The sequence below is a fragment of the Corynebacterium sp. HMSC074A01 genome (assembly GCF_001831515.1).
GTDB lineage: Bacteria > Actinomycetota > Actinomycetes > Mycobacteriales > Mycobacteriaceae > Corynebacterium.
On sequence record NZ_KV825628.1, the window covers coordinates 42,016 to 58,519 of the forward strand.

The following is a 16,504-nucleotide window of genomic DNA, read 5'->3' on the forward strand; positions in this document are numbered from 1 at the left end:
CTTACACCACCTTTGCCATGTTGAACAGGGCGAATGCGAAAGCAATGACGGCGCACAGCGCCAGGATCACGGTGACGGCCTTCGAGCCGTTCTGGTAGGCCGACCACACCCCGCCGACGAGCATGCCGGCGAGCAGGAAGAGGATGACCACCCACATGCCGGCGGCGACGTTAAACATCTACAGCGCCCCCTTCGTGGACGGCACCCCCGTGATCTTCGGGTCGCGCTCCACGGCCTGGCGCAGGCTGCGGGCAACGGCCTTGTATTCCGCCTCGGTGATGTGGTGCGGGTCGCGCCCGTAGCGCACGTTGACGTGGAGAGTCATGCGCGCGTTGTACGCCAGCGTCTCGAAGAAGTGGCGGTTGATCACCGTGGCGTAGTGGCCGCCGATGACCTGCCAGTCCATGTGCTCGGGCTCGCCGTGCATGACAAAGTAGGGACGGCCGGACAGGTCCACCACGCCCTCGACGAGGGTCTCGTCCATGGGCAGCAGCATGGAGCCGAAACGGCGGATGCCGCGCTTGTCCCCCACGGCGTCGATAAGCGCCCAGCCCAGGGTAATGGCAGTGTCCTCTACCGTGTGGTGGGCGTCGATATGGGTATCGCCTGTGGCCTGGACCTTCAGGTCGAACGCGCCGTGGGTGCCGAAGGCGGTGAGCATGTGATCAAAAAAGGGCAGGCCCGTATCCACCTCGACGTTGCCGGTGCCGTCCAGGTTGATCTCGACGGCGATGTCGGACTCGCTGGTGGTGCGAGTCGCCGTGCCGATACGCGGCTCCAATTGTGCGTCCTTACGCGAGTTCTTCAGCATTGCGTACCTCCTTCGCTGCCTTAAGGAATGCGTCGTTTTCGTGCGGCAGGCCGATCGTGGTGCGCAGGTGGCCTGCCACCCCGACGTCGCGGATGAGCACCCCGCGGTCCAAGAATGCCTGCCACGCCTCGTGCGTTTTTTCGGTAGTCGAGCCGAAAGGTCCGAAGAACACGAAGTTCGACTCGCTCGGCACGACATCGTAGCCCATCGCCTCAAGTTCGGCCTGGACGCGCTTGCGCTCCTGCGCGAGTGTGTCCACGCTGGCCAGCGTCTCGTCGGCAAAGCGCAGCGCCACGCGTGCGGCAGCCTGCGAGAGCACCGAGAGGTGGTACGGCAGGCGCACGAGCATCACGGCCTCGATGAACGCAGGCGCGGCGACGAAGTAGCCCAGGCGCCCGCCCGCGAAGTCGAAAGCCTTAGACATGGTGCGCGACACCACCAGCTTTTCCGGGTACTTCTCCAGCAGGGTGGTCGCGGAAGCGCTCGGCGAGAACTCTGCGTAGGCCTCGTCCACGATCACGATGCCCGGCGCGGCCTTTAACAGCCGCTCGATGTCGTCCAGACTGGTCACATCGCCCGTCGGGTTGTTCGGGGTGGTGATAAATATTACGTCCGGCGCATGCTTTTCGACGCCCGCCAGCGCCGCCGCCATATCAATCCGGAAATCCTCCCCACGCGGGATCGGAATGAACTCCGTCTGCGTGCCTGCAGAAAGGATCGGGTGCATGGAGTAGCTGGGCACAAACCCCATGGCGCTGCGGCCCGGGCCGCCGAAGGCCTGCAGCAGCTGCTGCAAGACTTCGTTGGAGCCGTTGGCCGCCCACACGTTGTCGCGGGTGACGTGTACCCCGGTCTGGCGGGAGACGTAGGCGGCGAGGTCCTCGCGCAGCGCAACCGCGTCGCGCTCCGGGTAGCGGTTGAGCCCCTTGGAGACGCGGGCGACTTCGTCTACGAGGGCGTCGATAAGCTGCTGCGAAGGTGCGTACGGGTTCTCGTTCGTGTTCAGCGCGACCGGCACCTCGAGCTGCGGGGCACCGTAGGCGGATTTACCGCGCAGCTCCTCACGCAGCGGCAGCGCGCCAAGTTCGGTGTCGGCGGCGAGGGTGTTGTCCTTCAATTGCATTAGCTTTCCTTCCCCATGCGTGCGCGGATAGATTCGCCGTGCGCGGGTAGTTGCTCGTCGGTTGCCAGCGCGATGATCTCCGCGCCGATGTCCTGCAGGGCCTTCCTGTCGTACTCGATGAGGTTGACCGGCTTGAGGAAGGTGTGCGTGGACAGGCCCGCAGAAAACCGCGCCGTGCCGGAGGTGGGCAGCACGTGGTTCGAGCCTGCGGCGTAGTCGCCCAGCGGGACCGGCGAGTACGGGCCGACGAAGATCGCGCCGGCGTTGATGATGCGCTCGGCGACCTCGCGGGGGTTTTCCGTGTGGATTTCCAGGTGTTCGGCGGCGTAAGCGTTGGCCACGTCGATCGCCGCATCCAGGTCGGAAACCAAGACGATGCCGGACTGCTTGCCGCCGAGTGCGCTGCGGGCGCGCTCCGCGTTGATCGTTGCTTGCGAGCGCTCCTCCACCAGTGCGTCGACGCGGGCGGCGAAGTCTTCCGAGTCCGTGATGAGCACGCTGGCGGCCTGCTCGTCGTGCTCGGCCTGCGAGATGAGATCGAGCGCGACGTACTCTGCGTTGGCGTGCTCGTCGGCAATCACGGCGATCTCGCTGGGACCCGCCTCGGCGTCAATGCCGACGATGCCGTTGACCACGCGCTTTGCTGCGGTGACGAAGATGTTGCCGGGGCCGGTGACCATGTCCACCGGTTCCAGCCCGCACTCGTCGTCGCCGTAGGCCATCAGCGCAACGGCCTGCGCGCCACCGACGGCCCACACCTCGTCGACGCCCAGGAGCTGACAGGCGGCCAGCGTGGTCGGGTGCGGCCAGCCACCGAACTCCTCCTGCGGCGGGGTACACACCACCAGCGAGCTCGCACCCGCGGCCTGGGCGGGGATGACGTTCATCAGCACGCTCGAGGGGTAGACGGCCTTGCCGCCGGGCACGTAGAGGCCGACGCGGTTGACCGGGATGAACTTCTCGGTCACCAGCGCGGTCTCAGCCAGCCGAGTTGTGTGGCTTTGCGGCTTCTGTTCCTCGTGCACCTTGCGGATGCGCGCGATCGCCACCTCGAGCGCGTCGCGCACCGCCGAATCGAGTGCGTCGGTGGCCTGCTGGATCACCTCGGCGGGTACGCGCACCGCGGTCGGGCGCACATGGTCGAACTGCTCGCCGTAGTCCAGCGCGGTGGCGGCGCCGCCTTCGCGCACCGCTTCCACGATTGGTGTGACGGTGGGTAGCACCGCGTTGACGTCGGTACCGCCGCGCGGCAGGACCCGGCGCAGCTCGGACGTGGACGGGGTGCGGCCCCGTAAGTCTGTGACGTGCAGCATGAATTCTCCAGGAGTTGTGCTCTATGAAATGCTCTGTGATGCGTGCTTCGGGGCGTGTGCAGCCGAACGGAAGTGCCGGTACACTTGCACCCCAAGACAACACACAGTCTAGGGGGCGGGCTGACCACGCGTGGGGTGCGGGTGGTCCAACATGAGCGCACCGTGCGTGCCCCGTCAGCGAACACAACGAGGAGGCACCAATGGCGACACCGCAGTACGACACCGACCACGACGACAGCCAGCCACAGGGACTCACCACGCGGGTGACGCTTCCGCGGGTTGCACTCGCACTCGCCGAGCTGGGCTACGACCCGCTCGAGCGCGAAGATCGCCTGGTCATCGGCCTGCCCGGCTACATCCTGACCTGCTGGATGGAGCCGCAACTGCCCGCCTCGCTGCATCTGGACGGCCAGCTGCGCGTCCCGCTGCCATTAGCAGAGTCCAGCACACTCACCCGCATCCTCAACACCTACAACGGGCAGTCACCGGGGCCGGTGGCCAGCTACCGCGTCACCGACGCGGGCACGCTCGCCGTGCGCATGCGCGCGGGCACGTTCATCTCCGATGGGTTGAGCGAGGAGCAGCTGCACAACTGGCTGCGCACGCTTATCGACGCCACCGCGCACCTCGTCCACGAACTCGACCGCCTCTTCCCCGAAGCGGACATCTTCGCCCCACTTCCCGAGCCGCTGCGCACCGAGCAGGACTACGCCCAGCTGACCGGCAAGCACCCGAAGTGGCGCCACCGGGCGGAAACTCCCCGCAGGACCTGGACCCCAGAGCTGGACGAGTTCACCTACACCGACGCAGACCTTGCGAAGCAGGCACGGCTGCGCCCCAAGTGGCTCACCGAGCAGATGCTGCGCGAAGCCGTCGGCGGCCTCGGCGTGGTCTACGGCATCCGCGAAGACAACGTGCTGCTCACCACGATCAACGGCATGTCGATTTCCGTGGAGTCGCTCATTGGGCAGTGGGTGCGCGTCTACGGCATCTGGTTTACCGACTTGCCGTCAAAGGAGCACGCGACCAACCTCGCGCTGTTGTGCAACGAGGCCAACGACCGCACCCTGATGGAGGCCTGCAGCGTGTTTTCCGATGCGGAGCATGCCATCGTGGTGATCAGCTCGCATTTGCTTATCGACGCCGGCGTCTCCCCCGCCCAGCTATTCACCCACATCCAGTACGCGAACCGGTACCACATGGACATGCTGGACTACATCTCCACCCAAGCCACGGGCGAGTGCTGCATCGACTGGCCGCAGGAGTACCCCGACGACCCGCCGCGCTAACTTGCGCTTAGACGATTTCTGCTGCGCTGTCTCCTGCGCTGTCCCCCGACACGAAGGCGTACACGTTGGCCAGCCAGTAGGACAGGGCCGCGGTAAAGGGACCCACGCACCAGGCCACACCAAGGCTGACCGGCGGCACCACCTGCAGCGACTGGCCGTCAGCAAGCTCGGCAAACCCCTGCTGCTGCAGGCTAATCACCAGGTTGCCGGTGGTGTAAAGAGCAAAGGCCGCAGCAGCCGCGCAGACAATCAGCCACACCAGCGTGCTGACGCCACCGCGTCTCTCGCCACGGGAAGACTGCCGGAGCGCAACCACGGCGAGCACAGCGCCAATGACGGCGTTAAGCAGGCTAAACCAGCCGAGCGCGGCGAACTCCACGTTCGCGGGGCTGGCGATCTGGTCAACGGCCACCCCGCCGTGGGCGGCGGTGCCCACGTAGGCGGGCCGCAGCCACGCCCAGCCCAGCCCGCCAATGATGCCGAGGCCGAGCGCGCACGCGACAAGGCCCGCCCCTGCCCCAAGGCGTGCGAGAACTGCGCGCGCCCGACGGCGGGAGGCGGGCTTTGCCGCAGGTTCACTGCCCGCGGCAGAAACGGTTACAGCGGTACTCAACGCGATTAGTTACAGAGCTTCCAGCGGCCGTCCTCGCGCTGGAAGAGCTGCGTCTGTGTATCCTCGCCGGAATCATTGCGGGCGGTGACCGAGGCAGAAGCCCGGTCGCCGTCGACGCGCACATCCGCCAGCGAGATCTCCGAGCGCGGCAGCTCAATGCCCATACCGGCCTCTTCCTGCATGCGGGCGGCCTCTTCGACGGACTCGAGCGTCATGCCTTGGCGCTCCAGCTCCTCCATCGCCGGGTCGGTCACGGCCTTGCAGGAGTTATCCAAGATGACCCGGGTCCAGCTGGCCAGCGACTCCGGGTTGGAGACAGCCTCGACCACCTTGGTCATCTCATCAATGTCAGCCTGGGAAGCCTCCTGGCCGCCGGCGATGGGCTCGTGCGTGACCTGCTCGTACTGGCCGTCAGCAAACGGGTTGGCGATCGTGGGTACCTCGCCCGCGTCACCGGACTCGCCGGACTCGCCGTCCTTCTTCTCCGACTTCTGCTCTTTCTTGCCGTCGGTGTTCTTTTCCTTGTCGGCTTTTTCCTTGTCGCCCGAGTTCTCCTCGGACTTATTGGCAGCGCCGTCAACGGACTCGGTCGCCTCCGGGGCCTCGGCTGCGGTGGAGAGGCCGGAGCTGGTGGTTTCCTTGTCGGAGCCACATGCGGCAAGCGGAAGGACCAACGCCAACGCGGTCATGCCTGCTGCAGCAGCCTTCGATGTCTTGGTAGAAAACCTCACGTACTAACCTCTCTTTGTTTTCCGGCGACACATCAACGCCGGCCTCACGCAAAAGCCTTGCCGGTTCGTGAGTCCAGGTTCGTGGATCGACCCGCACGGCTCACGTGAGTTGCAAATACATTGTGTTGTTTCAAGCCATCTTAACAACGCTCAACTGGGTCACGGTTTCACTACAGGTGCTAACTCTCTGAGCGGTCTCTGTGAGGTTACATGGCACTCGTCTCTCAGTCGGCGTGTACAAAGCTGCCAAACGCCCCAACTCCGTCCTTGGCTAACCACTACGATGGAGGGCCATGCAGCTGTCCCGCGAAACGATTACCGCCGCCGCCCTTTCCATCCTGGGCGAGTACGGGCTGGGAGACGTTTCCATGCGCCGCGTCGCCACCGCCCTCGGCGTCGCCCCCGGCGCGCTGTACTGGCACATAGAAAACAAGCAGGAACTGATCGCCAGCCTCGCGGCCGAAATTGTGCGCCCGGTTTCCGCAGACGCGGCAGCCGCTGAAACTACCGACACAGCAGCGCTTGCCGCCTCGCTGCGCGCGCATGTGCTCGAAGTACGCGACGGCGCGGAGGTGGTCCTGGCCGCGCTCAGCCAGCCCGACGCCCCGGTGCGCGAGGAGCTCATTGCGGTGTTTGTGGCGCAGGTGCGTGCGGAGTGGGGCGAGCGGGCGTCGGCAAGCAAGGCGCGCGCGGCGGCCGCGAACCTGGTCTACATGACGCTGGGGGCCGCAATGGTCTACCAAGCTGGCGCGCAGCTGGCCTCGCTCACGGGCGAGGCCCCGGCGATTAGCGCTGCTGACGCCGCCAAAGAGCACGCCGAGGGGGTGGCACTGCTCCTGGCGGGCCTGCGCGCGCCGGGCGCACCGGGCACGGAGACCGGATTGGACTAGAATCGGCTCCCATGACTGAATCTGCAGCGACATCGCAATCCCCCGAAGCCCCGATCGTGTGGCCGGGGTCCGCCTACCCGCTGGGCTCAACCTACGACGGCGCTGGTACCAACTTTGCCCTCTTTTCTGGCGTAGCCGAGCGCGTCGAGCTGTGCCTGATCGACGACGACGGCGCGGAGACCCGCGTGGAGCTCGAAGAAGTGGACAACCACGTCTGGCACGGCTACCTGCCCACCGTCAGCCCGGGGCAGCGCTACGGCTACCGCGTGCACGGGCCGTGGGACCCGGCGAACGGCAAACGCTGTGATGCGAACAAGCTGCTCATCGACCCTTACGCGCGTGCCTTCGACGGCACCTTCGACACGCACAGCTCCCTGTTCTCCTACGACACCACCGCAGATGAGCCCGGCACCGGCCGCAACGAGGAGGACTCGCTGGGCCACACCATGCTCTCGGTGGTGATCAACCCGTTCTTCGACTGGGGCGATGACCGCAACCCGCGCATCCCGGACGAGGAGACCGTGATCTACGAGTGCCACGTCAAGGGCATGACGCAGACCCACCCGGAGGTCCCAGAAAACCTGCGCGGCACCTACGCCGGCATGGCACACCCGGCCGTGGTGGACTACCTCAAGGACCTGGGTGTGACCTCGGTAGAGCTGCTGCCGGTGCACCAGTTCTTCCAGGACGACCGCCTCAAAGAGCTGGGCCTGCGCAACTACTGGGGCTACAACACCTTCGGCTTCTTCGCACCCGAGCACCACTACGCCTCGAGCTCGAACCCGGGTGACGCGGTCGCCGAGTTCAAGCACATGGTGCGCGCCTACCACGACGCGGGCATGGAGGTCATCCTGGACGTGGTGTACAACCACACCGCCGAGGGCAACCACTTGGGCCCAACGATCGCCTTCCGCGGCATTGACAACGAGGCCTACTACCGCCTGGTGGAAGACGACAAGTACCACTACATGGACTACACCGGCACCGGCAACTCCTTTAACGTACGCGACCCGCACTCCCTGCAGCTGATCATGGACAGCCTGCGCTACTGGGTCACCGAGATGCACGTCGACGGGTTCCGCTTCGATCTGGCCTCCACGCTCGCGCGCGAGTTCTCGGACGTGGACCGCCTGGCCACCTTCTTCGACCTGGTGCAGCAGGACCCGGTGGTCAGCCAGGTCAAGCTCATCGCCGAGCCCTGGGACGTGGGCGAGGGCGGCTACCAGGTGGGCAACTTCCCCGCCCTGTGGAGCGAGTGGAACGGCAAGTACCGCGACACTATGCGCGACTTCTGGCGCGGCGAGCCCTCCACGCTCGGCGAGTTCGCCTCACGCCTGACCGGCTCCTCGGATCTGTACCAGCACAACGGCCGCCGCCCGACGGCCTCGATCAACTTCATCACCGCCCACGACGGCTTTACCCTCAACGACCTGGTCAGCTACAACGAGAAGCACAACGAGGCCAACGGCGAGGACAACCGCGACGGCGAGAGCCACAACCGCTCCTGGAACTGCGGTGTGGAGGGCCCCACGGATGATCCGGAGATCCGCCAACTGCGCGCCCAGCAGCGCCGCAACTTCCTGACCACGCTTCTGCTTTCGCAGGGCACCCCGATGATTTCGCACGGCGACGAGTTCGCCCGCACCCAGGGCGGCAACAACAACGTCTACTGCCAGGACAACGAGATCGCGTGGATGAACTGGGACCGTCTGCAGGAGGCGGACGAGCTCCACGACTTCACCAAACGCCTCATCGCGATCCGCCAGGCCCACCCGGTCTTCCGCCGCCGCCGCTTCCTCTCCGGCGGTGCGCTGGGCGAGGACGTGCTCGACCGCGAGATCGCGTGGCTGGTCCCGGATGGTCAGCTCATGGAGCAGAAGGACTGGGATTTCGCCTTCGGCAAGGCGCTGATGGTCTACCTCAACGGCGACGCTATCACCGAGCCGGACGCCCGCGGCCGCCAGGTCACCGACGATTCCTTCGTGTTGATGTTTAACGCCCACTACGAGGACATTGAGTTCCGCATCCCGCCGCAGAAGTTCGGCGCGAAGTGGGAGGTCCTCATCGACACCACGGAGCCGTTGGGCTACCCGGTCGGCTTCGCCCCGGCGGAGGCAGAGGGCACCCTGACGGTGCCCGCCCGCTCGACGATCGTGCTCAAGCAGATCGAGCCGCCGGTGATGTCCTAGGGCAACTGCTTATCGACGCCGCGTAGTCCCCGCTAGACTACCGCCTATACGTGCCCACTGTGATTGGAGAGTTTTCGACGTGATTGCTGCCCACGGCGCCCTGGTATCGGTGACGAACACCGAGGTGGTGGTCCGCCCCTCCCCGCTGTTCGCCGCCCTTTCCGGTCACAGCGCCGAGCGCAGCGTGGCAATCGACGACATCGCCGAAGTGCACGTGCACGCCGGCGATGGGGTCAGCGAGTACCGCGTCGAATGCGCGCTGCGCAGCGATTCCGAGCACCCGCTGATGCTGCGTTTCGCTCCCGGTGCGGCGGAGGAGGTCGGCGAGCTGGTCGAACTGCTCGAGCTGGCACGCCAGGGCAAGGCCCCCGAGGTGGACACGGTTGAAGCCGGCGGGAGTACTGCAGGTGTGCCGGGGCTGAGCTTTGTCGGCTTCGACGTGGAGACGGCGAACCCGCACTGGGGCTCAATCTGCCAGATCGGCCTGGTCAAGATCGTCGACGGCGAAGAAGTCGAGCGCGCCTCCTGGCTGTGCCAGCCGCCTGAAGAGTACAACTTCTTCGAGCCGGGCAACGTGGCCATCCACGGGATCCGCGCCGAGGATGTTGCCGACGCCCCCGGCGTGCGCGACCGCATCGACGAGCTGGTCGACTTTGTGGGCGACCTGCCACTCGTGGCGCACAACGCCCAGTTCGACGCCTCCGCGCTGCATTCGGCGTGCATCGCTACCGGCCGCGAGGTGCCCCCACTGGTGTTTGCGTGTACGCTCGCCCAAGCCCGCGCCAAGAAGCTCGGCGTGCGCAACCACCGCTTGCCGACGCTCGCGGAACACTTCGGCACCCCACTGGACAATCACCACGACGCCTGCGCTGATGCGGCGGCGTGCGCTGGCATCATGCTCGGCTTGGTCCGCGAGGCGGGCTACACCGGTTCGCTGATGGGCTTTGTCCACGATTCCGGGTTCGCCATGGGCACCATCGAGCAGGCGAAGGTCTCGCCGGTGGTGCGCGACCGTTCCGGTGAGAAGCGTGCACTGCAGGCCGAGCGCTTCGCCGAGGGCGGGGCGCGCACGGTGGTCGAGGCCGCTGCGGCTCCCCGGGGTAGTAACCAGGCGGGGCCGCAGCGTCGAGAAGCGGGCGCTTCTCGCGGCGAGTCTGCGCAGCGCAGGCCCGCGCCCTGGCAGTCCGTGGCCACCCCGGATACCGTGCCGGAGCCGAACCCGGACGCGAGCCCGGACTCTGCTCTGTTTGGCGAGCACGTCACGCTCACCGGCGAATTCGAGCCCTTTGACAAGGGCACGCTGTGGAATGGCATCGCCGAGCTCGGCGGCCAGGTGGGCAAGAACGTGACGAAGAAGACGACCATTCTGGTGGTCGGCGCGTGGAACTCGGTGACCTCGAAGGAAAAGCGCGCCAACGAGCTCAACGAGAAGGGCCAGGGCATCCAGATCTGGCAGGCAGACAAACTGCTCAATGTGCTGGGTCTGGACGAAACCCCGCCGTTTTAGGACCGGTTTTGCGGGCGCGAGAAAATTTCTTGCCCGCGGAGGGAACCGGAGCCACTTTGGCTGCGTCTAACTATGTATGACGCATTCCACCACCACTCTGTCTCCTGCCCACCGACCAACGCTGAAGGCTCCCGCTGTGATTCCACGGCTCGCGTGGCGCGACGAGCGCTACGGCACGGGCCCCTACGCCTGGATCACCGCGGGCCTGAACACCTCGACCGCCTATGTGCGCCTGTCGCGCGGACTCGCCTGCGTCTTTGATACGAAGGAGCACGGCGCGCTGTCCCACCAGCAGGTGGGCCACTTAGGCTTTAACGAACACCAGCTGTGGAACGCCGTAGGCGCGCACCTGGCGGGCCTGGCCGATACCTTCTGGGTGCGCCCCGCCTTGGGCAGTGATCCTGGGCAGCTGCTGAAAGGTGTCGAGGTCCAAGCGCGCGGGCACACCGCCGCGGGCTGGCTCGCCCACCCGCAGTCCTTCCAGAAGCTTCACCAGCACCTGGTTGCCACGCTGCGCCCGCGCCACGAGCTGACCTACTACGTGGGCGATGGCGACACGCTTTTTGCCTTCGATGCGACCGCGCGCCAGGTCGCGCAAACGCTGGGCTGGGATCGCCTCATGCGCTACTCGCTCGGGTTTCCGCTGCTGGCCGTGCCGCCCCGGACCCCGATGCGTTTTACCTAGTCCCCGGTTGTTCGCCCCGCTTTTCACTACAGTGTAGTGGGGTGTACTGGCACCGCGGAGGTGCCGCGAGACAAGCAAGCCCGCACAAGGAGCGAGACGTCATGCGTCAACCGATCACTTCCACCTACCGCTTGCAGCTGCGCGGACCCGGCGCGGATCCCTCCGGGCGCGCCTTCGGTTTCGCCGAGGCCGCCGAGCTCATCCCTTACCTGCGCACGCTCGGGATCTCGCACCTGTACCTCTCCCCCATCTTTACGGCCATGCCGGATTCCAACCACGGCTACGACGTGCTGGATCCCACCGAGGTCAACCCGCAGCTCGGCGGCATCGAAGGACTGCGCGCGCTCGCGTCCGCGGCCAAGGAGGCGGGCTTGGGGCTGATCGCCGATCTCGTGCCCAACCACGTCGGCGTGGAGGTGCCGCGCTACAACCGGTGGTGGTGGGACGTGCTCAAGCGCGGCCAGGACTCCGAGTACGCCTCTTTCTTTGATATCGACTGGCACGAGGACAACGGCGCGGGTGGCAAGCTGGGCATGCCGGTGCTGGGCAAGGAGGGCGACGAGGCGCAGCTGCGCCTTGTCCACCTGCCCGCCGAAGAGTTCCCGGCAGGCCTTGCGCCCGAGGGCGAGGACGTGCTTGCCTACTTTGACAACTACTTCCCGCTCGCCCCTGGCTCCTACGACAGCTTGGAGGACGACCCGCAACAGGTCTACGACCGCCAGGCCTACCGCCTGATGTTCTGGCGCGACGGAGTGATCTCCTACCGGCGTTTCTTCTCAGTCAACGGGCTCGCCGGGGTGCGCCAGGAGGACCCGCTGGTGTTCGAGCACACGCACCGACTGCTGCGCCAGCTCATCGCGGAGGACCTTCTCGACGGGGTGCGCGTCGACCACCCGGACGGGCTCACCGACCCCTTCGGCTATCTCTCCCGACTTCGCGATCTCGTCGGGCCAGACCGCTGGCTGGTGGTGGAGAAGATCCTCGAGGTCGACGAGCCGCTGGACCCGCGCCTGCGCGTCGACGGCACCACGGGCTACGACGCGATGCGCGAGCTCGACGGCATCTTCCTCAACCGTTCCGCCGAGGACACACTCAGCATGCTGGCGCTGCAGCAGTCCGGCTCCACCTGGAATGACGAAGCGATCGCCGCGAGCGCGCAGCAGCTCAAGCGCGACGTCGCCAGCTCCGAGCTCGCCGCAGAAATCCGCCGCCTCGTGCGTGCAATCCGGCGCGATAACTTCTCCGCGGCCTCTGCAGCGACAGCAGAGTCCGCGACCGCGGACTCAGATACCCGGGATACCGTCTCGGACGAGGAACTGGCCGCCACCGTCATCGAGCTCGTCGCCGCCATGCCCGTCTACCGCGCGGACTACCGCTCGCTGTCCCGCATCACCTCCACCGTGATCGCGGAGATGTCCAAACGTTTCCCCTCGCGCCGGGGCGCGCTCGACCTCATCTCCTCGGCCTTCCTCGCCTCCGGGGAAGCAAAGAACCGGTTTGCCCAAGTCTGCGGCGCTGTGATGGCCAAGGGCGTGGAGGACACCCTCTTCTACCGCGCCAGCCGACTCGTCGCCCTGCAGGAGGTCGGCGGCGCACCGGGTCGCTTCGGGGTGGGAGCAGCCGAGTTCCACCTGCTGCAGCACGAGCGGGCCAGCCTCTGGCCGCAGGCGATGACCTCGCTGTCCACGCACGACACCAAGCGCAGCGAGGACACCCGCGCCCGCATGCTCGAGCTTGCGGAGGTCGCCAACGATTTCGCCGAGCTGGTGCGCCAGGTCACGGCGATGGTTCCGCCGCCGGACGCCGCCACGGGCCACTTCCTGCTGCAGAACATCCTCGGGGTCTGGCCCTACAACGGGGAGATTACCGACGCGCTGCAAGCACGCCTGCACGCCTATGCGCTGAAGGCGGTGCGCGAAGCCGCGCTGCACACCACCTGGTTTGATCAGAACGAGCGCTACGAAAATCGCATCATCGACTGGGTCGATGCCGTGCTCTACGGCCCCGCGGCAGCCAAGCTCACTGAGTTTGTCCAGCAGCTGCACCCGGGCGCGGTGCAGGTGAGCCTGGGCAGGAAACTGCTGCAGCTGGTGGGCCCGGGCATCCCAGATACCTACCAGGGCCAGGAGTTCATGCAGCTCACACTGGTGGACCCGGACAACCGCGCGTTTGTGGACTACACCGCCAGGACCCAGGCGCTGCAGCAGTACGACGAGGCGCGCGCAGAAACCGACTTCTCGCTCGCACGTTTCCTCTACGGCGACCGTGAGCCCTCGCCGGAGGCGCTTGCCGACGCCGCCGACTGGGCCAAGCAGTGCGTCACCGCCGAAGGACTGCGCCTGCGCAAGGAGCTGGCCGAGGTCTTCCAATCCGGCACCTACCGCGCCGTGTTCGCCACCGGCGAGGCAAAACACCACCTCGTCGGCATGGCGCGCGGGCATGCAGGCGGCGAAGCACCAGAGAACACCGAGGTCATCGGCCTTGCCACCCGCGAGCCGCTCAAGCTTGCCCGCACCGGCGGGGGGGGTGAGACTTCCGTGGCACTGCCGCCCGGGGTGTGGGTCGACCGGATGACCGGCACCACGCATTCAGGTACTGCGGAGGTCGCGCAACTTTTCGCCACGCTGCCGGTCGCGCTGTTGGTGCGCGCCGAAAGGGACTAAGGGCGAGTATGCTGTAGCCTCTGATGGCTAAGGATCGAGAAAAGCGGCAAGGGGCGGATGGTGCCGCGTCGAAAAGCACAAAAAGCTCGAAGGGCTCGAAGCAGAAGGTGCCCGACGCGACCATCGCCAGCCTCGGCAACACCTACTTCACCTGGGTGAATGCCCACGAAGACGCGGCGACGACGTTCCGCCACGCGCTGCACGAGCTGATGCGCGACGCCGCGGTGAACTTTGATCGCGTCGACGCACGCATAAAAACGTGGCCCTCGCTGAAAGAGAAAGCTCGCAAGATTCGCGACGGCAAGCCGGTGTACCCGGATCCGTGGAACGACATTAAAGACATCATCGGCACCCGAATTACCGTGCTGCACTCCACCGAGATCCCAGCGGTGCAGCGGCTGCTTGCCGAGGAGTTCGAGGTGCTGCGCAGCGTGGACAAGGCCGAGGAGACGCGCGTGGCCGGCGGGTTCGGCTACGGCTCGCACCACCTCGTGCTGCGCGTGCAGGAAACTTCCGAGGGGCTGGAAGACTACGTGGGCCAAGCCTTCGAGGTGCAGATCCGAACGGTGCTGCAGCACGCGTGGGCCGAGTTTGAGCACGACGTGCGCTACAAGCGCTCCGCGGGCGAAGTCGACCCGCAGGTGGATCGCGCCTTCACCCTGGCCGCCGGGCTCATCGAGCTGGCGGACCAGCAGTTCGACCAAATCGCGGGCCTGACCGATCTGCAGCCCGGCGGAACGACCGACGAGGACTCACAGATCGCCCCGGAGACCCTGCCCGGCATTCTGACCATGCTGCTGGGCTCGCGCTACCCGCTCTCGCGCGCGGGCGATTACCGCTTCCTCAACGAGCTGCTGCGCGCGCACGGGCTCGAGCGGGTCTCGCAGGTCGCGGAGCTGATCAACCCCGCAGATCTCGAGGCCGTGTCCAACAGCCTGGCCTACACCTTCGTGCCCGGGCAGGTGCGGCTTGTCGACGACCTGCTACTCAACCGCTACGGCACCGACCACATCGAACGCACCTGGGACTCCGGTAACCGGCCGAAAGTACGCAAGGTGCGCCTGACCCGGCGTTTGGAGCAGTTACGCTCGGCGGGTTAGGGCTGTCTAGCGCCGTCGGCCGAGGAGGCGGTCGGTCTCGCGACGCTCTTTCTTCGTCGGCCGCCCCGCGCCCCGGTCGCGCTTCGGCATGCTAGCGAAGATGTCCATCGGCGGGGGCGGCGGCGAGTGGTCCACGTAGCACTGCTTCGCGACCGGCGCGCCCACCCGCTTGCGCACCGTCGCGGTGACCTCCAGGTCCCGGTAGCGGTGGTCCTTCCACACCCGCACCTCATCGCCCGGCACCACCTGGGCGGCAGGCTTGACCGACTGGCCGTTGAGCTTCACGTGCCCGGCGCGCACTGCTTCGGCGGCCAACGTGCGGGTTTTAAAGATGCGAACGGCCCACAGCCAGGCGTCGATCCGCACCGCTTTCCCGTCGGGCTGGGTCATCTAGTACACGTCTTTGTGGTTGACGATCTTCTGTACCTTCATCCAGTTGCCCACACCGCCAACCACGGCCACGACCAGGCCGAGGGCCAGAATGGCCCAGGAGCTGAAGATAAGTCCGAGTGCGATGCCGCCGACGACACCGCCGCCGGCCCACAACACGGCGTTGCGGCTATAGGTGCGCACCGCCTGCTTGCGGCGTTCGATCGGATTATTGGGGCGTGGCTGCATCGTCATGCTGCATAGTCTAGCGCCTCCGTGGTTTCGGTTCCCTAGCGTCCCGCGGTGAACGCGCCGGGGCCGTGCGAACTCGTGGTACCAACCGGGGTACCAACCGGAGTGCCAAACGGAGCTAGCTCCATCTAGCGCAGCGCCGCCCCTAAAACCCCAGGTCGCGTTCTCCTCGGAGACACAAACGGAGCTAGCTCCATTTGGGCCCTACCAGGCCGCAAAAACCCAGGTCGCCAACACACGTCGCATGCAAACGGAGCTAGCTCCATTGAGGAGGCTGCGGAAACTGCAAGCCCCGGCGACCACACGCGCCGCTAGCTGCCCGCCTCCACCCAGCGATGGCCCGCGTCCTTCGTCTCCGCGGTGCCCTGGGTGGAGGCGGCGAGCTGAGCGTCGACGCGCTCGCGCTCCCCCGGCGCGAACGCCAGCGTGTAGGTGGCTTGCGCGCCGTAGGCGATGTCCACGACCTCGATGCCGGCGTTGCGCAGCTCAGATTCGATCCGCCCGGCCTCGGCGTGCGGCAGGTTCACGGTGACCAGTTCCCGCAGGTTCCGCGTTGCCCGCGGCGTGACTTCCAGCGTGTCGGAAACGGCGTTGGTGTATGCGCTGACCAGCCCGCCGGTGCCCAGTTTGGTCCCGCCGAAGTAGCGGATGACCACGGCGCACACGTTCATCAGCCCCGAGCCTTTCAGCACTTCCAGCATCGGCGTGCCGGCGGTGCCGGAGGGCTCGCCGTCGTCGGAGGAGCGCTCGATTGGCAGCGCGCCGTCGACATGCACGATGAAGGCGGAGCAGTGATGTCGAGCGTCGGGAAACGCTTCGCGGGCGGCGTGGATGAACTCGCGGGCTTCTTCCTCCGATTCGACCCGCCCGACCCAGGTGATGAAGCGGGAGCGTTTAATTTCAAGCTCGCTGGTGGCGGGCGCGCCGGCGGCTGGCAGGTCGTAGGAGGTCAGCATAAGCCCTTAAGTG

General features: G+C 66.4%; 16 protein-coding genes. 7 read left to right on the top strand and 9 right to left on the bottom strand.

What is annotated here, in order from left to right:
* Position 1: 1 nt before the first annotated feature.
* From HMPREF2550_RS12340 to hisD, 4 genes are read right to left on the bottom strand one after another with little or no spacing between them, the layout of a single operon-like run.
* On the bottom strand, positions 2 to 178 hold the full coding sequence (locus HMPREF2550_RS12340) for a hypothetical protein (protein ID WP_157727809.1): 177 nt from the start codon (positions 176 to 178) through the stop codon (positions 2 to 4).
* Positions 179 to 811, bottom strand: a complete 633-nt coding sequence (gene hisB, locus HMPREF2550_RS08940) for an imidazoleglycerol-phosphate dehydratase HisB (RefSeq protein WP_070790751.1) — start codon at positions 809 to 811, stop codon at positions 179 to 181.
* Complete coding sequence (locus tag HMPREF2550_RS08945; RefSeq protein ID WP_070790860.1) at positions 792 to 1,928, bottom strand: histidinol-phosphate transaminase; 1,137 nt, start codon at positions 1,926 to 1,928, stop codon at positions 792 to 794. Before HMPREF2550_RS08945 ends, hisB begins: the two co-directional genes overlap by 20 nt.
* Positions 1,929 to 1,933: 5 nt before the next feature.
* Entirely contained in the window at positions 1,934 to 3,247 is a 1,314-nt protein-coding gene (gene hisD / locus HMPREF2550_RS08950) for a histidinol dehydrogenase (protein WP_038591359.1), read from the bottom strand.
* A gap of 200 nt (positions 3,248 to 3,447) precedes the next feature.
* Here hisD and HMPREF2550_RS08955 point away from each other — a divergent pair, with 200 nt between their 5' ends.
* Positions 3,448 to 4,536 carry a type III secretion system chaperone family protein gene (locus HMPREF2550_RS08955; RefSeq protein WP_070790752.1) on the top strand — a complete coding sequence of 363 codons (1,089 nt, stop codon included), beginning with the start codon at positions 3,448 to 3,450 and terminating at the stop codon, positions 4,534 to 4,536.
* 7 nt (positions 4,537 to 4,543) lie between these two features.
* Here HMPREF2550_RS08955 and HMPREF2550_RS08960 read toward each other — a convergent pair whose 3' ends face one another.
* Positions 4,544 to 5,149 (bottom strand): hypothetical protein, encoded by a 606-nt coding sequence (locus HMPREF2550_RS08960; protein ID WP_141760578.1) that lies wholly within the window; start codon positions 5,147 to 5,149, stop codon positions 4,544 to 4,546.
* 5 nt (positions 5,150 to 5,154) lie between these two features.
* A complete protein-coding gene (locus HMPREF2550_RS08965; RefSeq protein WP_141760579.1) occupies positions 5,155 to 5,880 on the bottom strand; it encodes a hypothetical protein in 726 nt (241 codons plus the stop codon).
* Positions 5,881 to 6,173: 293 nt separating this feature from the next.
* Here HMPREF2550_RS08965 and HMPREF2550_RS08970 point away from each other — a divergent pair, with 293 nt between their 5' ends.
* The 6 genes from HMPREF2550_RS08970 to HMPREF2550_RS08995 all read left to right on the top strand — a co-directional run bounded on the left by HMPREF2550_RS08970 (position 6,174) and on the right by HMPREF2550_RS08995 (position 14,914).
* A complete protein-coding gene (locus HMPREF2550_RS08970; RefSeq protein WP_070790754.1) occupies positions 6,174 to 6,770 on the top strand; it encodes a TetR/AcrR family transcriptional regulator in 597 nt (198 codons plus the stop codon).
* Between the two features lie 11 nt (positions 6,771 to 6,781).
* On the top strand, positions 6,782 to 8,959 hold the full coding sequence (gene glgX / locus HMPREF2550_RS08975) for a glycogen debranching protein GlgX (RefSeq protein ID WP_070790755.1): 2,178 nt from the start codon (positions 6,782 to 6,784) through the stop codon (positions 8,957 to 8,959).
* Between the two features lie 79 nt (positions 8,960 to 9,038).
* Complete coding sequence (locus tag HMPREF2550_RS08980) at positions 9,039 to 10,466, top strand: 3'-5' exonuclease (RefSeq protein WP_070763538.1); 1,428 nt, start codon at positions 9,039 to 9,041, stop codon at positions 10,464 to 10,466.
* A 136-nt stretch (positions 10,467 to 10,602) separates the two neighbouring features.
* Positions 10,603 to 11,151, top strand: coding sequence for a hypothetical protein (locus HMPREF2550_RS08985; RefSeq protein WP_070763536.1), 549 nt, complete (start codon positions 10,603 to 10,605; stop codon positions 11,149 to 11,151).
* 101 nt (positions 11,152 to 11,252) lie between these two features.
* A complete protein-coding gene (gene treY, locus HMPREF2550_RS08990; protein WP_070790756.1) occupies positions 11,253 to 13,814 on the top strand; it encodes a malto-oligosyltrehalose synthase in 2,562 nt (853 codons plus the stop codon).
* A gap of 107 nt (positions 13,815 to 13,921) precedes the next feature.
* Positions 13,922 to 14,914, top strand: coding sequence for a GTP pyrophosphokinase (locus HMPREF2550_RS08995; protein WP_070790861.1), 993 nt, complete (start codon positions 13,922 to 13,924; stop codon positions 14,912 to 14,914).
* Positions 14,915 to 14,920: 6 nt separating this feature from the next.
* Here the strand turns inward: HMPREF2550_RS08995 and HMPREF2550_RS09000 are convergent, their stop codons facing one another.
* The 3 genes from HMPREF2550_RS09000 to HMPREF2550_RS09010 all read right to left on the bottom strand — a co-directional run bounded on the left by HMPREF2550_RS09000 (position 14,921) and on the right by HMPREF2550_RS09010 (position 16,491).
* Positions 14,921 to 15,304 (bottom strand): RNA-binding S4 domain-containing protein, encoded by a 384-nt coding sequence (locus HMPREF2550_RS09000; RefSeq protein ID WP_070763530.1) that lies wholly within the window; start codon positions 15,302 to 15,304, stop codon positions 14,921 to 14,923.
* The gene (locus HMPREF2550_RS09005; protein ID WP_070763528.1) at positions 15,305 to 15,538 is read right to left on the bottom strand and encodes a hypothetical protein; all 234 of its coding nucleotides are present in this window, start codon (positions 15,536 to 15,538) and stop codon (positions 15,305 to 15,307) included.
* 308 nt (positions 15,539 to 15,846) lie between these two features.
* Complete coding sequence (locus HMPREF2550_RS09010) at positions 15,847 to 16,491, bottom strand: YigZ family protein (protein ID WP_070763526.1); 645 nt, start codon at positions 16,489 to 16,491, stop codon at positions 15,847 to 15,849.
* Between the last annotated feature and the right edge of the window lie 13 nt (positions 16,492 to 16,504).

What these genes read in the sequence shown, in the direction of transcription:
- glgX (WP_070790755.1), top strand. Translation starts at nt 6,782, where the DNA reads ATGACTGAATCTGCAGCGACATCGCAATCCCCCGAAGCCCCGATCGTG.
- hisD (WP_038591359.1), bottom strand. Translation starts at nt 3,247, where the DNA reads ATGCTGCACGTCACAGACTTACGGGGCCGCACCCCGTCCACGTCCGAG.
- HMPREF2550_RS08970 (WP_070790754.1), top strand. Translation starts at nt 6,174, where the DNA reads ATGCAGCTGTCCCGCGAAACGATTACCGCCGCCGCCCTTTCCATCCTG.
- HMPREF2550_RS09000 (WP_070763530.1), bottom strand. Translation starts at nt 15,304, where the DNA reads ATGACCCAGCCCGACGGGAAAGCGGTGCGGATCGACGCCTGGCTGTGG.
- HMPREF2550_RS12340 (WP_157727809.1), bottom strand. Translation starts at nt 178, where the DNA reads ATGTTTAACGTCGCCGCCGGCATGTGGGTGGTCATCCTCTTCCTGCTC.
- treY (WP_070790756.1), top strand. Translation starts at nt 11,253, where the DNA reads ATGCGTCAACCGATCACTTCCACCTACCGCTTGCAGCTGCGCGGACCC.
- HMPREF2550_RS09010 (WP_070763526.1), bottom strand. Translation starts at nt 16,491, where the DNA reads ATGCTGACCTCCTACGACCTGCCAGCCGCCGGCGCGCCCGCCACCAGC.
- hisB (WP_070790751.1), bottom strand. Translation starts at nt 811, where the DNA reads ATGCTGAAGAACTCGCGTAAGGACGCACAATTGGAGCCGCGTATCGGC.
- HMPREF2550_RS09005 (WP_070763528.1), bottom strand. Translation starts at nt 15,538, where the DNA reads ATGACGATGCAGCCACGCCCCAATAATCCGATCGAACGCCGCAAGCAG.
- HMPREF2550_RS08955 (WP_070790752.1), top strand. Translation starts at nt 3,448, where the DNA reads ATGGCGACACCGCAGTACGACACCGACCACGACGACAGCCAGCCACAG.